The following is a 15774-nucleotide window of genomic DNA, read 5'->3' as shown; positions in this document are numbered from 1 at the left end:
GTTTATCCTTAAATATTTACGACTTTTACGGATGGTTCTATTAATGGAGAGACCGCTTTCACGTAGATGATGTGTTTGTTGGATTCTGTACTAAGCTCAACTGGAATAGTGAAAGATCCTGCCTTTATTTCAACTTTATTGTGTTTGGCTTTGATTCGGGTTGCTTGATATTCACTCGGTAGGGCTGAGAAAGTTCGAATATCAGCACCAGTAGTCACCATTTGTAAAATGGCTAATGCATCACCAAGTAAAGCGTTTTCATCTTTAACTTGTTTTTGAGCGATGGTTTTTAATGTTACTCGGGTGATTTCACGAGCTAAAATATATGGAAACTCCTGATCGAATTCGGCACTAATTATCTTGTCCATATCTGCAATAGTGCTGGTCTTTGAACCATTAATTGTAATGCTGTCAAATGTTGTACCGCGTTTTTTCAAGGTAGGAATTGCGATACCAGCATAAGATACATTGTTAGACAGTAAGAAAATTGGCAGATCAATTCGACGCTCTTCTTTCACTGGCGATTTGCCATTTTCAAAAATCACCCAAACTTGATTTTTTAGCTTAGATTGGCTTGGATTTTTAACCATACTACGTGCCAATTGATAGTCCGCTTTGGCAGCAGGTGAACCAGTAAGAGAATGTACACGCTTGAAAGAGTTAGCAGCTTTTTCAAAGTCTGACTTAGATTTACCTGTGATGAGTAAATGAAGACCGTAAGAGTATGTAGTAAAAGGGTTTACGTAGCCTTCATAAGGTTTCCATTGACCTTGCTCAATACCTGCTTTTTTTAGTGTGTTTTGTGTCAAATCCGATTCTATGGTCTGCTTTACCAAAGCGCTTGACTCACCAGCTTCAGACTCTAGTTCTTCACTTCGCTCCTTAATGATATCTGCAAAATGTTGAGCTGCTCTACGCTGTCGCTCTTCTGCTCTATTAAGTTCAACGCGAGCATTTTGATAGTCATGAAGTGATATAAAATTCCATGCTTTAATGGTATTTGTCATAATGCCGTCGTAATGCGCTTGTTCGTAAGCCAACATGGCGTCATTTCCAACCATTGAACCAATAAGCTCAACTCCCTCAGAAGCAGTACTTTCCGTATCTTCTTCTTTCATCATTGTTTCTGTTTCATCAAGCAGCTTGGTGGATAATTCGTATTCACCTGCATAGTTCAAGCTTGCACCAGCTTGCAATGTCCATAGTAGGTCGCTTGTTTCACCTGAATCGTTATCGTAGCCAGCATGTTCTAAGGCTACTTGAGATGCTCCTGAAAAGTCACCAGAATCAAGTTTTGAATTGAAGCTATCGAAGTCGTTTCTCTGCATCATACTTGTACAGCCTGACAACATAACCACACTGATCGCACTGCTAATTAGTTTTATATTCATTGATTTTATTGTTATCTAAATGATTGATTTTTTGAACTAGAATCACCTTATAATCACAAATAGCACTGCAATCAAGCTCTTAATGTGTGGTTAATTAACACTTTTAGTATTATCCGATTATTGAATGCTATTTATTTGATTTATGTCATTAGGCTCACATGCGTCTCTTGTCTTTGAAAGTTGAGTGTATCTACTAAACGTAAGCGAATATCGATTGTTATCAGTAGGGAAGCTCTTCTTATCTCAATTGGACCATTTCATTATGTGTAGTAGTAATGAAAGGAATTTCAGATAGATATTATCTTCGTGTATATCCCAACGGTTTCATTTTTAGGAGCTTTTTATGCACGAAAACAACTACTATTTTGATGGTCCTGTTACAGCAGATAAGGTGCTCGACGCTGCCGCTGAAATCCTTGCTACACGGGCCCTCCGAGGCGAACAATATTGCAATCCCGAAGCAACAAAAACCTATTTATCTTGCAAATTAAAACACCATGAAAGAGAGGTGTTTGCGGTGATGTTTCTAGATAATCAGCATCGCCTTATTGCTTTTGAAGAGCTCTTCTTTGGCACAATTGATTCGGCAAGTGTTTATCCCCGAGAAGTCCTCAAAGCAGCTTTAAAAGTCAATGCCGCCGCACTCATCTTTGCTCACAATCACCCTTCTGGCGATGCCACACCTTCCCAAGCCGATAAACAAATTACGCAAAGGCTCAAAGAGGCTTTAGCGCTGGTGGACATTCGAGTTCTTGATCATATCGTGGTTGGCGATAGCGCCATCTCTTTTGCAGAAAGGGGGCTACTATGATCCAGAAAACATCGGGTGAACTGGAACTGTTGGATGGCTTTCGTCGAGCATTGCTTTTGGTAATCCAACGTTATTCGATTCCTCCACAAGCTCAACGTATGGTCCTGAACTGTCGACAAAGACGCTATTACCAGACGGGGCAGGGGCTTCATCCCATTGAAATTCAATTTCGTCGGACATCGGCCAGTGAAGATTGGCAGGTCGTCTGTTTAGCGAGTTTTTCTTATTCGGAAAATAAACCGAGTGAGATGGAGCCTGAACTCTACTTTCATCTCTTCAATCTTTGGTGTTATCAACCAGATAGCGGTACTGCAAGTCTCGCACACCCACAAGTGAAAGCGCTGTTAGATACTTGGCTGAATGTGCTCTCTCGACACCTTACTCAGTCCCTCTTTGATGATATTCAGTTATCGATGATCCAAACCTTCGATGAACACCATTCATGATCACATTCTAACCTCGGTCACTTTTAGGAGATCTAACCATGTCTATACTGCATTTTACGCCGTCAGCTCTTGCTGTTTCTAATAAGCTTTTGACGTTATTAAACCAACATTGTCATGCCTCGATGAAATCAACACAGTCCACCAGCCATGCCCTCTCTATCCATTTTCGAGACAAAAGCTATAGCGCGGAAGAGGGGGGATATCATCCGGTTGAGATTGGCCTCAACATTGTGAATGGTAAAACGGTTGATATTCTCTACATTACCGATTTTGCGTATATGGGGAACTATTATCCGGAGCTAGAGCGATGCATTGATTTTGATTTTGGCAATCAAGTCGCTTTTACCGTCGCCACTGGATGGCAAAGCATTCGCTCTCCAGGCATCGATGAGCTGTATCAAATGTGGGAGCAAAACTTTCTTCAGTACGTCGAATGGGAGTGTTACGACGACATTCAGATTTCTCATTAACTTTTATCAATCTAGCTAAGCTTTAACCTGCTGCTTTATATCTCCACCAAAGAATCAATCAAACTCCTGGTTGTGGTAATCCCAACTGTTCATCTCGCTCTGTCACTCTTTCTAATATCCAGTCTTGGACCTCGCTTTCTACCCAAGCCACGCTGCGAAAGCCCAGTGATACCGATTTAGGGAACTTACCCTCAGCCATGAGCTTGTACATGTACGCACGGCTCAAACCTGTATTATCCAGCACTTCTTTTAGTCGAATTAGTCTCATTTTTCTGTCCTCATGATTTGTTCGTCATAAGGAGGTAGCTAGTTGTAATTTTTCCGGACGCTAACTAAGGAGCGCCTATGTCCGAACAGCACGATCTTTTCACTACGCTTGAAAGCGAGATACGCCAGGCATCCCTCAATGAACGTACTCGCACCAAGTTACTCGATAACCTCAAACAAATGAGAGCCACCGAGCTCAACATTCTCATTACAGGAGCCACCGGAGCAGGAAAAAGCTCAACGATTAACGCTCTCTTTGACATGAGTGTTGCAGAGGTGGGCATCAGTTGTGAGCCGCACACGCAGGGTGTTACGCAATATCGTCTGAACAACCTCATTCTTTGGGATAGTCCTGGTCTGGGGGATGGCATCGAAGAAGACAAGCGCCATGCTCGCTTATTGAAAAATACGCTGAGAGCGAGAGATGAGCAGAACCGTTTCGTGATTGACCTGGTACTTGTGATTCTTGATGGTGGCTCACGCGATTTAGGCACACCTATCACCTTGATTAATGATGTGCTTATTCCAGCATTAGGCGAAGACGCACAGCACCGTTTAATTATCGCCATTAATCAAGCCGATAATGCGTTAAAAGGAAATCAATCCTGGGACTACGAAAACAATACACCGACACCTGTGTCGAAAACTTATCTTGAAACCATGGTGCGATCGGTTCATCGACGCGTATTACGCGCAACAGGGGTGTATCTAAAGCCCGTCTACTACGTTGCGGGGCACTGTGATGGATTGGCCAAGCAACGGCCCTATAACCTTTCCAAGTTGCTGTATTTGATTGTTGAACGTTTACCAAAAAATAAACGGCTCTTACTGGCGAATCGCACGCTTTCCCCTCGACATGAGAATTGGAAAGACAACGATGCCAGTGATTACAACAAAAAAACCAGCCTTAGTTTGTGGGAGGCAATCTTCGACACGACGACTCAAGGTGCGCAATACGGCGAAGAAATAGGAAGTGTGTTTGGCACGACAGGCAAGCACCTGGGCAAAATTATAGGCGGTGCGCTAGGGGCATGCTTAGGCGGTTTACGCTATCTCTTTGGCTGGTAGATAAGCGCCGCTACGGTTACATATCTCAAAGCCAACCTCTCTTCGACATAAGTTGTCGCAACTACCTTTTAATATCAACTCATTGAATAACTGTTCAAAGGATACTTCTCATGAAACCAATTGTGCTTACAACAGCACTGTCAGTGCTATTGGCCTTTAATGCGTCTGCTGAAGGCTACAAAGTGGAATATAAAGACATCAATACTCAATGGGGTATGAAAACGAAAATATTTGTAACGGCCCTTTTTGACTTCTCTACCATCTTCGGTATTGAAGTAAACCGAGGTAATTGTGAGGTCGCTTGGCCAGAGATGCCCAAGGTGACGGTAAACAAGAGTAAATACAGTCAATCCGATGATTTACTCAATAATCTGAGTAATCCCGATTACAAAAAGCCATCTAGCGATAGCAAAGCGAATGGTGTTATATGGCACCGTTATCCTGAAGTGGACTTGAAGTACGGTGATTCAACCGGATACGTCACCACAACGCGCTGTCGAGTCTTAGAGATAACGGTCTTCTCCAGTGAAGGGGAGTTCCGCTATACGACGGATTAGGTGACAGAAAGGCCACAGGGGCCTTTCTTTTTTTGTAAACTCAATAGCGACTGTAACCGAAGCTTCTTCCGTTCCCAGATAGTTTGCTTTCTTTTTTAGCAAAGTAACTAACACGGTAAAAGGCTTGATTGTATTGATTCTCATAGAGCTCTTTATCGCCCCTCTTATTGATTTCACACGTGCTGCTCTTAGCGAAATAAATTGCACGATTTGCCTGTTCAACCGAAAGACCTGTTGCACTTGCCCAAGCCTTAGCAATCATTCCAGAAACGTATTCTCCCGTAACATCATCGTAAGGTCCCATTCCTTGAAAAACATCACCATTTAGCAATACGGCAACGTGATAGTGAGGGTTCTCTGAAGTGACGGCCTCTTTGCACCAAATAAATCGTGGCTTAGAGTGGCGGTTGTGCGTCTTACGTTTTAGGTAAGCACACATCATCGCTTTGAAGGACTCTTGAAATTTTGTGATTTGCTTACTTGATACTTTCTCGCTTGAAAAACTTTTGGGGTATCTTAAATCGATACGAAGTAGCAACGTTCGAGAGTATTGCTCTAGAGCCCTATCAAAAGTGCTTTTAATAGCTAAAAGGCAGGAAGGTATTAGAGGTCCTTTCTTGGAGTATACCGGTAAGTCCATATCATCGATGGTGAGTATTTCTGCATGTTCAAGATAATTGTTCATTTCTATCATTCCTATTGGTTAGTGTTCTCAATAGGTAGATAGGTTGTTGTAATTAATTAGATAAGATTCATATAAATACTATTATTACCGACAGTTTTTCACTCCCTTCCTCCAGCCACGTATCTTTGCTCGACAAGGCGTCCTGTAGCTTCAAAACTTGCAAAAGTTACTCTGATAAAAAGTTAGGCCCCCCGTTTGAGAAGGAGTCTCTGATTTTTCTCATTGATACCAATCGCAAATTGCTTTCCATCAACAACATCAAGGGCTTTGATTGTACGTGCTAGGTCCAATGCACGATAAGCAAGAAATTCGATTAACTTATTGACTTTCTCTTTCTCAAGCTTAAGTGTTGCCCAGGCAAAATGTTCACGTATAACACGCTCATACCACTCAATGTCTGTACAAACCTTTCCTTCGACATTGATGAACTTAATGATTTCACTTTCAATAAAGTAATCTATGTGTTCTGCAAACTCTTTATTGCATTTTACGTCAGCAACTTTTTGAAATAATAAAGGTATTGTGAGGTTGTAAACGGGATTCAGCGCACCAGACGATTTTAAATGGGCGATAAAGCTGTAGTAGCTTTTGTGATCGTACATGGATAAGTTCAGAAAAATTATTGACTTCCTTTTCTTTAGAACAGAGTGGCTGAGACCTTTGATATATCCCCTGATATAACCAAGTCTTCTAAGCTTGCTGAGCATTGCTTGAGCTTTACGTTCAGTACATCCCATAAATCTGCATAAATCTCTAAGGCTTATACTATCAACAATCCCAGATTCCGTAGCCTCACTTAAAAGATGGGTAAGCATTAAGCGATTTGACAGCGTCAACTCTTTAGCATGCTGATTACTATACCAAAGATGATTCATCCACCTCCTCATATAGATGGGGCGTTGTTCAAACTGACTATTCAACTCATCAAAATCAATGCCTGTAAGTTGATAGCGTGTGACTGGTCTTCCTCGTTTTCTAGGTGCTTCTTTCTCAGGTATCAAGAGAATAACTTTTGCCTCTATCAATAAGCGTAGACAGCGCCTTATAAGGCGTTCTGAGGCTTGGTATTTTTGGGCCATATATAGAACAGGTTTTCTGTAAAAATTGTCCGATTCGGCATCCAAATACATAAGCAGCAGTAGCATTCTAGCTTCAGCGTTTAGTTTGTCATTCTCTTGGAAAGTCCAGTTTACAATCATAAAATCACATTTAGATTTATTTATAAGGCGTTTTAGTATGTATATTACATGGTTTTTTCTTCCTATGTCTTTGGACTACGTCTAAAGACATAGGTATAGTATGAAGGATGCCAACTATATTGAAAACGCTGGAAGCTAGAGTGATATGAGTGAGAAAAAAATACGTCCATTAGAAGGTTTTAGCTTCAACAATGAATCTCATGTGAAATGGTTAAATACGTATCTAGCAAAAGCCAAAACTAATCCAATTGTCGAAAAGCATTACTTTGGGCTGTTTCAGTTATCAGTATCACCTAAAAAACGACTTCAAAATTTTTTTATAGATTGTAAAAATTCAGCTGATGGTAGAGAGATCTGGTTACTTATGCATGGAGCTTGGGTGAAAAGGTCGAGAAGAGAAAAGCAAAAGCGGAAGGGGAAAAAACAGTATAATTTTGAACTCACTATAGAATTTGGTCAAAATCTTCAAGCTTTAGCCACAAAGAGGGGGCAGACTCAGCAGAAGGTTCTTGAAGAGCTTGTAAATGGTTCATTAACATCAATGCTCGAAGTTCGAAAGTTACAAGAAACTGATAGAATTCTATCACTAGAAGCTACAGCCAATACCACGTTAGAAAAGGAGTTAGGCTCTGCTCGAAAAAAAATTTTAGAGTTGGAGTCAAAAATTGCGACTCTTAAAAAAGAGAACCTTCACAAGCCCTCTCAAAGCGACAATGTTTCTACTAACCATCATGCAGATGAACCGTTACAACTGACTCTAGAAAGAAAAGGTCGTTCAATTATTCACATGCAGCCAAAGGACAGTGACCAAGACTAAGCATCTTTACACTATAAATACCACTAGTAGAGCTGGTGGCTAGGCGCTTGGTGTGAGTATTAACATGAAGGAGATCGGGTTATTGAGTGATCAGCTTGGGGGAAAATACACACTTGGTGTGCTTAATGTAAGGAAATTGTCTGCTTACTGCATGTGAGCATATAACGCGCTGTCAGCGCTGACTATTCACATGAACATGTTGCTTATTTTTGCGAACTAGCATCTAACAGTGAATAAAATCACTGTCTTTAAATACAGCGATGGTTTACACTTTTTGCGTTATATCAACCGGATTATGTAAACTATTTGGACGAAATTGGAATAAAAAATGAAAGCATATCACACATACAGTGCTGTAGACGTTGCATGGAGCTTGCTCAAGCATGCGAAAGAGCAAGGTAAATGCTTCTCCAATTTGCAGCTACAAAAACTTACCTATGTTTGTCATGGTTTATCATTGGCACACTTCCAGCGTCCTCTCGTCGTAGATGATGTATTTGCTTGGAAGTTTGGTCCAGTGGTGCCATCTGTTTACTTTCGCTTTAAATCCTACGGTAGTAGTGTGATCACTGAACAATGTGATGTAGCACTAGACCAAGAAAGTGAGTCTATTGTTAAAGATGTAGTCTCTAAGCTGGGCCATTTGACGGGGCCTCAACTTGTAGATTTAACTCACCGCGAAGGAAGTCCATGGCATCAGGTATGGGATGGCACACACCAAAAAGTGATTCCGGACCATTTGATTCAAGCCCATTACACTCAAATCAAACAATCCGGACGAACAGCTAGCCTGTGAGTAACAAAGAAAATAGTGTCGTCAGTTTTTACATTGACGACACCCCCACAGCTGAACAAGCTTCAAAAACCTTCCAAGACGACTACGAACTGGACTTTCAAGATTTTATAGAAAGAACGGTAAATGAAAGTGCTGCTGAAGACTTCTCGTACTCAAATAATGGAGTAAAGAAAGCTGGAAGACGGCTTCGCAAGAGAGAGGGCGACCTCAAGTCAGCTACTGCTACAATCCAACAGTTTCGAGCCGCACACGAAAAGCCATTAAACACTATCGCATATCTTGTTGGTCGCTGTTGCCGTGAGCTGGGTATAGATGTTAAACCAGTTACACGGTTAAAGCGCTTAGAAACAATCGTAGATAAGTTGCAGCGTAAATCTCTTGATGGTGAAACGGCAAATGCTACTTGTGTAACCAATATGAATGATATTGGCGGCTGCAGGGCGATTTTTCCGGATTTAATTTCATTGGAGAAGGTGAAATCTCAACTGCAACTTACAGTTGAGAAGGTAGGCCGAGTTAGAATTAAAGATATTGATGACTATATTACTAGTCCTAAACCTAATGATTGTGGTTACCGAAGCTTGCATGTGATTTATCGCTATGACCATGCTAGTGGTAAAAGTTTTAACATTGAGGCTCAGCTACGTACTCGACTTCAACATCTTTGGGCTACTACAGTGGAAATTGTCGACATCCTAGAAGGTACCAAGATTAAGACTCACTCTCACAGTTCAAATGAAGGCAAGAGCAGTTTACAGGTTCAATGGGAAGAATTGCTTTCGATAATGAGCCAATACATTGCTGATGCTGAAGGGGCTATAGAGCTAAGTGATATCGATAAAGCAGACTTTTCAAAGCGTTTGGTCGTCTTGGACCGCGAAATCAATGCGCTAAATCGCTTGAGTAGTTTTAAAATTTTATCTGAAAAGGTTAATTCTTACTGTGATAGTTCCATTGAGCACGTATTGCTAGTTATTAACGAAACTTCACGAGAATTGATCTTTAGTGAAGAGTTTGAAAATTACAGCCAAGCAATTTCAGTTTATAACGCAGCTGAGAAAGTCACTCGTAGCTACTCACGAGCAACCTCGAGACTCAATACCCTTCTCATATCCACAAAAAATATGGGCCAACTTTCGGAAGCCTACCCTAACTATCTAGGCGATTGTGCCTCATTCATCACTCTGCTTGAAGACGGAATGCTGTCTGGTGAAAGTTAAATACAAACCTTTCTTGTTGTTATTGACCCTTGTATCTAATCCTGCTTGTTAAAACGTGCCCCAATCTGTCATCGAATTTGGTATGTGTAAAATATGGCTTCCTGTGATGGCTTGAGGGTTAGACTTTATTGTCCCCGTACCCCAAGCCGTACCCAGGGTGTTTTTTGCTAAAGATAAAAGCCGTTCAGGTCCTTATTTTATGCGCTCTAGAAGCACTCCAGACTCCATATGGTGGGTATAAGGGAATTGGTCAAACAGAGCAAAACGCGTCACGTTGTGTGTTTCGCATAGAATGTCCAAGTTCTCTTTTAGAGTCTCAGGGTTACAAGAGATGTACATGATGCGCTCGTAACCTTGCACCATCTTACAAGTATCGACATCCATCCCAGCACGTGGTGGGTCGACAAAAATCGTATTGCAGTTGTAGCTCTTCAGATCTACACCTGCATCTTGTAGACGACGGAATTCACGCTTACCTTCGATCGCTTGAGTAAATTCCTCTGCTGATAGACGTAAGATTTGTACGTTATCAATCTTATTGGCAGCGATGTTGTACTGTGCAGATACCACAGATGGCTTCGCTAGCTCAGTTGCCAGTACGCGGTCGAAATTCTGTGCCAACGCCAGCGAGAAGTTACCGTTACCACAGTAAAGTTCTAGTAGGTCACCAGTGCTTTCTTGGGTACAGTCGACAGCCCATTCCAGCATCTTCTCTGCGACTTTGCCGTTCGGCTGAGTGAAGCTGTTCTCTACTTGTTGGTAGATGTAGCTTTGACCATTTACATCGAGCTTCTCGATCACGTAGTCGCGGTCTAGGACAATCTTCATCTTACGAGCACGACCAATGATGTTTAGATTGAAGCCTTCATCATTTAAACGCTGTTTAAGGGCTTTCGCGTTTTCAATCCACTCTTCATCAAGTTGGCGATGGTAAAGGAGTGAAACCAGAATCTCACCACTTAGCGTCGATAGGAAATCCACTTGGAACAGTTTACGACGTAGTGAGTCGTTGTCTTTCATCGCTTCAACCAATAGCGGCATCAGGTCGTTGATCAGACGGCTTGCTGCAGGGAATTGGTCAACACGGTACTTCTCACGAGTTTCTTGGTTGAACATGATGTAGTAAAGATCTTCGCCTTCATGCCAAACACGGAACTCAGCACGCATGCGGTAGTGCTGCTCTGGTGATTCAAACACTTCCAGTTCTGGCATGTTGTATGGCGCGAACATATCCGTGAGACGTTCGACTTTTTCAGCCAGTTGTTCTTGGTAGCGTTGTGGGTTTACATCAAGAGTAGCCATGATCTTACCTTTTATGGTGCATTCAATTTAAGAGCGCAGATTTTATTCAATCTCAATAGGATGTCCAGTTTTGTACTGGAATTGATTTAAAGATAGTGCGTACAGGCAGAGTAGAAAGCAAAATCAATCAAAACGTTACAACTTTTAAGGGCAATATTGGCTGGACAAATAATCAATAGCTGAATAATATTTGCCTCAAGTTGGTGCTATCTAGCAATCTAGATGGCTGAAATGGGAATCTGGTGTGAATCCAGAACTGACGCGCAGCGGTAAAAGAGAACGAACGCTCATCAGACACTGCATTAGTTTATGTGGGAAGTCGAGCAAGTAGGCGGTACACCCGTGCTCTTGAGTCCGAATACCTGCCAACAACTGAGCCACAGCACTGGACTGTCATGATGACAGGGCTCGGAAGGAATTACGCGATTTAGGACAATACAATGAGAAAATCCGCACTGGCGATAACTTTGGCATCGCTGCTTTCACCTGTCTCTTATCTACAGGCCCAAGAAACCTCCACTGACGAAACCATCGTTGTTACTGCAAACCGTTTTGAGCAAGCCGAAAGCCGTACGTTGGCAGATGTCGAAGTAGTTACTCGACAAGACATCGATCGCATTCAAGCGAAAACCCTACCAGATGTATTGCGTCGCCTTACGGGGATTCAAGTTTCACAAAATGGTGGTCGTGGTCAGTTAGCGTCTTTATTTGTTCGTGGAACCAGTTCCGACCAAGTTTTAGTACTGGTTGATGGCGTACGTTTTGCACGAGCAGCGAAGGGCGCTGTGGACTTTAACCAAATCCCACTTACTTACGTTCAACGTATTGAGTACGTACGTGGTGCGCGTGCGTCACTTTATGGCTCAGAAGCGATTGGTGGCGTGATCAATATCATCACCATTGCGCGTGCTGACGAAGAAGGAACGAAGTTAAGTGCGGGTTTAGGTAGTTTAGATTATCAAGAATTGAGTGTGGCATCTGGTATTAAAGTCACAGAGAGCGGCCAGCTAAATATCGCGCTTGGTAGTGAAAGTGATGATGGTTATAACGTTCGTCCTGTACCGGGAGTTAATGACGGTGATCGCCATGGCTTTGATACAAAGAATGGTCTGCTAGGTTACGTGCATAACTTCAATGACCAGTGGTCTGCATTTGGTAACCTACGTGCTTACGAAAATGTTTATCAATATGACAGCAGCTACGGCAGTCGCGGTTACTACGAAGCAGAAAAAGACGATCTTTCTGTCACTCTGGGCGGTAAGTATCAGTCTGATAATGTGATGTCAGAACTACAAGTAACGGCACAGAAACAGAAGTCTTGGAACTATGAGCAAGCAAAAGGCAAACACTCAGGTACTGAAGATGAACTTGAGCAGCAAAATGTCCAGTGGACCAACAGTTACTTGCTAAACAACAATACGACGTTGGCTGGTGGTATTGATTGGCGCAACGAGTCTTATAAAGACAAGAGTGCGAATAAAACGTTTGATCGTATCAATGGCGCTCTGTTTGGTATGGCAACCACCAGTATTGATAAAGCAATGCTCGAGGGCAGTGCTCGCCTTGATGATAACGAAGAATACGGTAGTGAGTTCACTTACAGTTTAGCGGCTGGTTACCAGTTTGTACCAGAGTTTGGGGTTAAAGCCTCTTTTGGTACTGCGTTTAAGGCTCCAAACCTATATCAACAGTATGACCCAACATACGGTGAGAAAGATCTGAAGCCGGAAGAGTCAGATGCTTGGGAGCTAGCATTCAGCGGTGATGTCCAAGGCGTTTTTTGGTCCGTCACGGGTTATGACTATAAAATCACGAATCTTATCGATTACCATCCAACCACGTACAAATATTTGAATGTCGATGGTGAAACACATATCCAAGGTGTGGAGCTTGTTGCTGAGTTTGATACAGGGATTGTGCAGCACCAGTTGAGTGCAGATTACAAAGATGCTGAAGACGATAAAGGGCATCAGTTGCAGCGTCGCGCTAAAGAAATGTATAAGTGGAATGCTTTAGTGAGCTTCGATAAAGTGGACTGGTCGGTTAGCTATCAGTACGTCGGTAAGCGTCCAGATGTGGATTACAGCACTTGGCCTTCACAAGATATTACGCTTTCTTCTTACTCGTTGGTTGATACGGCGGTGACTTACTATCCGAATGAGTCGACCTCTATTAGCGCTCGTATCGATAATCTACTTGATGAAGAGTATGAGATGGCAAAAGGTTACCCTGCTGCAGAGCGAGCGTACTATCTCAACGTTGGCTACGAATTCTAATCGTGAATGAGCACAAACCGCCTTCGGGCGGTTTTTAATATTTTGTGGTGGAAAATCGAATGAAGAAACCCAAGCGAGTGGTGATCAGTTGGTCCAGCGGTAAAGATTCGACATTAACGCTTGAGCGCCTTAACGAGAATCCAAATTATCAAGTTGTCGGTTTGTACACGACTTACGTAGGGAAAGAAGTCCCTTTTCAAGCAACTCCGCTTGAGGTTGTACAAATGCAAGCAGACTTACTTGCGCTTCCACTCATTACTATCGAACTGCCTGAAGTCTTTCAGAGTAACGACATTTATCAATCAACCATCGTTAATGCATTACACAGTAGTGGTCTGAACATAGAAGCTGTCGCATTTGGTGATATGTTTTGTAATGGCATTGCCGATTACCGACGCAGCTATATTGAACCTGTTGGCTGGGAATGCGTCTTTCCTCTATTAGGGGAGAGCAGCGAAAAACTAGCGATGGAAATCATAGAGCGTGGTATTCAAACGATGTTAATCACCATCGACGGAAGAGTTCTCCCTCCAGAATGGTGTGGTCGCTGGTATGACAAAGCCCTAATAGAGTCATTACCAAGTCAAATTGATCCCTGTGGGGAAAATGGTGAATTTCACACATTGGTCACGTCTTCGCCATCTTTTCAAGGACATATCGAGTTGACGAAGCGAGATGTAGAATCTGGAGATAGATTCAGCCATCAAAGATACCATGCTAAAGCATTGCCAAAACAAATCTACGCAGTATGATCGCAACGTTTCTGTTCTTTAGGTAAGACTCGTGCGAGTAGCAAGTAAGAAAAAAGTCCTAGTTTTTGACTCCGGTGTTGGTGGCCTTTCTGTATTCCAAGAGATACATCGCCTATTGCCCCAGCTAGACTACTTATACTTATTCGATAATCAGGCTTACCCTTATGGTGAACTCGATCAGGCTGTACTCATTTCACGAGTTAACCAACTGGTCTCTTCATTAGTCGAAGAACACCAAGTCGACATTGTTGTCATTGCTTGCAACACGGCGAGCACCATAGTGCTTCCTTCCTTACGCGAAAATTTATCGATTCCCGTTGTTGGTGTTGTCCCTGCGATTAAACCCGCATCGCTTTTAGCATCAAAAGGAGTAGGGCTGATCGCCACTCCGGCGACAGTAACACGCCAATATACTCACGAGTTAATACGGGACTTTGCGCAAGGTAAACCAGTTGAGCTGGTGGGATCAACTCGCTTAGTAGATATGGCCGAAGAGAAGTTGCGGGGCAACAGCGTTTCTCTCGACGAACTGACAAATATCCTGCTTCCCCTTCGCGATAAAGTCGATGTTGCGGTGCTCGGTTGTACTCACTTCCCTTTAATCAAAGAGGAGATTCATCAAGCTTTGGGTGGGGACGTTACTTTAATTGATTCAGGCGCAGCGATTGCACGTCGAGTAAAAGCATTGCTATTAAGTGATGAAATTGAGGATACAGAAGAGGGAAGTAAGTCGATTTATGCCAGTGCAACTCCTTGGCAGGAAGATGCACTGAACATTTGTTTAAAGAAGCTAGGTTTTAATCCTGTTCAGGTTTACCACCATCCGGATGTTTAGGATCGTTCGCAATTCTCACTTTTAGCGTTCTCTCCATATATTCCTTTTCATTAAGTTTAGCGATAGCTGGCTTGGCATCTGCCGCAGCCATCACGACAAAACCAAACCCTCTTCTTTTTCCAGTACGCTTATCTTTCATTAAGCGTACCGCATAGACCTGTCCATATTCAGCAAACAAATCGCGAACATGACTCTCATTGGCCTTATAAGGAAGGTTGCCGACATACAGCGTTTTAGTTGAAGGATCAGGATCCGAAGATTGAAGAACAGGTGTTTTGCTAGAAAATGAAAAAAGAAAAGCAGTAGCGATAACACCAATGAGGAAGCTCAAGGCTGGTGGGATGATGAATTGAGAGAAGATGATTCCCCCAACGATGGCCAGCCCAACACATAAAATCAGATTTTTTTTAGACGTCATTTTAATTACTACACATAGTGATAAAGAGATCGATTGTCCATTAACAGAATAGACACATGAATCTTACGTATATGGTTGGTGTTTTTCCAACCAATTGCTGTGATATGTCTCAAATGTGACGAAGAAATATGCAAATATCGCACTTTTGGATAATTTGTGACCGGTTGGTTTTTTATTTGCAAAAAACGCTTGTACTAATTTCTCAACCCCCTATACTGCGCATCCACCGACACGGAGTGAGACGAAAGTCACACAGCGAGTCGAGAAGAGAGAAAAAAGAATTTGAAAAAAATGCTTGACTCTCTCACGGTGTAAAGTAAGATACGCACCCCTAACGACGAGCAACTAAGTTGCTGAAAATGTTAGAAAAGCTCTTTAAAAATAAGAACCTATCAATCTGTGTGGGCACTCGTTGATGATAATCCAATTAGATACTTCGGTATCAAATTAGGTTTCAATGAAAC

17 protein-coding genes and 1 riboswitch are annotated in these 15774 nt (G+C 42.4%); of the genes, 11 read left to right on the top strand and 6 right to left on the bottom strand.

What is annotated here, in order from left to right:
* Window positions 1–8: 8 nt before the first annotated feature.
* Window positions 9–1391 (bottom strand): COG3014 family protein, encoded by a 1383-nt coding sequence (locus R7Q47_RS20210; protein WP_250158402.1) that lies wholly within the window; start codon window positions 1389–1391, stop codon window positions 9–11.
* A gap of 343 nt (window positions 1392–1734) precedes the next feature.
* Between R7Q47_RS20210 and radC the strand changes: the two genes are divergently transcribed.
* From radC to R7Q47_RS20195, 3 genes are read left to right on the top strand one after another with little or no spacing between them, the layout of a single operon-like run.
* Window positions 1735–2202 (top strand): RadC family protein, encoded by a 468-nt coding sequence (gene radC, locus R7Q47_RS20205; RefSeq protein WP_025575953.1) that lies wholly within the window; start codon window positions 1735–1737, stop codon window positions 2200–2202.
* The gene (locus R7Q47_RS20200; RefSeq protein WP_213905049.1) at window positions 2199–2648 is read left to right on the top strand and encodes a DUF2787 family protein; all 450 of its coding nucleotides are present in this window, start codon (window positions 2199–2201) and stop codon (window positions 2646–2648) included. Before radC ends, R7Q47_RS20200 begins: the two co-directional genes overlap by 4 nt.
* Window positions 2649–2686: 38 nt before the next feature.
* Window positions 2687–3118, top strand: a complete 432-nt coding sequence (locus R7Q47_RS20195; RefSeq protein ID WP_140279178.1) for a DUF2787 domain-containing protein — start codon at window positions 2687–2689, stop codon at window positions 3116–3118.
* A gap of 58 nt (window positions 3119–3176) precedes the next feature.
* Here the strand turns inward: R7Q47_RS20195 and R7Q47_RS20190 are convergent, their stop codons facing one another.
* A complete protein-coding gene (locus R7Q47_RS20190) occupies window positions 3177–3386 on the bottom strand; it encodes a helix-turn-helix transcriptional regulator (RefSeq protein ID WP_213905050.1) in 210 nt (69 codons plus the stop codon).
* A gap of 77 nt (window positions 3387–3463) precedes the next feature.
* Here R7Q47_RS20190 and R7Q47_RS20185 point away from each other — a divergent pair, with 77 nt between their 5' ends.
* The gene (locus tag R7Q47_RS20185; protein WP_140089486.1) at window positions 3464–4453 is read left to right on the top strand and encodes a GTPase family protein; all 990 of its coding nucleotides are present in this window, start codon (window positions 3464–3466) and stop codon (window positions 4451–4453) included.
* A gap of 110 nt (window positions 4454–4563) precedes the next feature.
* The gene (locus R7Q47_RS20180) at window positions 4564–5010 is read left to right on the top strand and encodes a hypothetical protein (protein WP_213905051.1); all 447 of its coding nucleotides are present in this window, start codon (window positions 4564–4566) and stop codon (window positions 5008–5010) included.
* A 40-nt stretch (window positions 5011–5050) separates the two neighbouring features.
* Here R7Q47_RS20180 and R7Q47_RS20175 read toward each other — a convergent pair whose 3' ends face one another.
* The gene (locus R7Q47_RS20175) at window positions 5051–5695 is read right to left on the bottom strand and encodes an inovirus Gp2 family protein (protein WP_213905052.1); all 645 of its coding nucleotides are present in this window, start codon (window positions 5693–5695) and stop codon (window positions 5051–5053) included.
* A 182-nt stretch (window positions 5696–5877) separates the two neighbouring features.
* Window positions 5878–6894, bottom strand: a complete 1017-nt coding sequence (locus tag R7Q47_RS20170; protein ID WP_250158403.1) for a hypothetical protein — start codon at window positions 6892–6894, stop codon at window positions 5878–5880.
* Window positions 6895–7039: 145 nt separating this feature from the next.
* On the opposite strand from R7Q47_RS20170, the gene R7Q47_RS20165 reads away from it, so the two are divergent.
* From R7Q47_RS20165 to R7Q47_RS20155, 3 genes are all read left to right on the top strand, one after another.
* Window positions 7040–7711, top strand: coding sequence for a hypothetical protein (locus R7Q47_RS20165; RefSeq protein ID WP_213905054.1), 672 nt, complete (start codon window positions 7040–7042; stop codon window positions 7709–7711).
* A gap of 328 nt (window positions 7712–8039) precedes the next feature.
* The gene (locus tag R7Q47_RS20160; protein WP_005378671.1) at window positions 8040–8507 is read left to right on the top strand and encodes a Panacea domain-containing protein; all 468 of its coding nucleotides are present in this window, start codon (window positions 8040–8042) and stop codon (window positions 8505–8507) included.
* Window positions 8504–9727: a RelA/SpoT domain-containing protein gene (locus R7Q47_RS20155; protein WP_213905055.1), complete on the top strand. Its 1224-nt coding sequence runs from the start codon at window positions 8504–8506 to the stop codon at window positions 9725–9727. Before R7Q47_RS20160 ends, R7Q47_RS20155 begins: the two co-directional genes overlap by 4 nt.
* A 192-nt stretch (window positions 9728–9919) precedes the next feature.
* On the opposite strand, the gene trmA is transcribed toward R7Q47_RS20155, so the two are convergent.
* On the bottom strand, window positions 9920–11029 hold the full coding sequence (trmA, locus tag R7Q47_RS20150) for a tRNA (uridine(54)-C5)-methyltransferase TrmA (protein WP_064376997.1): 1110 nt from the start codon (window positions 11027–11029) through the stop codon (window positions 9920–9922).
* A 184-nt stretch (window positions 11030–11213) separates the two neighbouring features.
* A riboswitch (cobalamin riboswitch) is annotated at window positions 11214–11414 on the top strand.
* A gap of 55 nt (window positions 11415–11469) precedes the next feature.
* Between trmA and btuB the strand changes: the two genes are divergently transcribed.
* The 3 genes from btuB to murI are packed head-to-tail and all read left to right on the top strand — an operon-like array spanning window position 11470 to window position 14892.
* Complete coding sequence (btuB, locus tag R7Q47_RS20145; RefSeq protein WP_213970090.1) at window positions 11470–13305, top strand: TonB-dependent vitamin B12 receptor; 1836 nt, start codon at window positions 11470–11472, stop codon at window positions 13303–13305.
* Window positions 13306–13364: 59 nt separating this feature from the next.
* Window positions 13365–14057 (top strand): adenine nucleotide alpha hydrolase, encoded by a 693-nt coding sequence (locus R7Q47_RS20140; RefSeq protein WP_213970089.1) that lies wholly within the window; start codon window positions 13365–13367, stop codon window positions 14055–14057.
* Between the two features lie 31 nt (window positions 14058–14088).
* Window positions 14089–14892, top strand: a complete 804-nt coding sequence (gene murI / locus R7Q47_RS20135) for a glutamate racemase (protein WP_005389694.1) — start codon at window positions 14089–14091, stop codon at window positions 14890–14892.
* On the opposite strand, the gene R7Q47_RS20130 is transcribed toward murI, so the two are convergent.
* Window positions 14855–15310 (bottom strand): RNA-binding protein, encoded by a 456-nt coding sequence (locus R7Q47_RS20130; RefSeq protein WP_017636066.1) that lies wholly within the window; start codon window positions 15308–15310, stop codon window positions 14855–14857. The two genes, murI and R7Q47_RS20130, sit on opposite strands and share 38 nt — an antisense overlap.
* Window positions 15311–15774 lie beyond the last annotated feature (464 nt).

It is taken from the genome of Vibrio sp. Vb0349, assembly GCF_033338975.1.
This window is presented reverse-complemented; position numbering and strand designations above follow the sequence as displayed.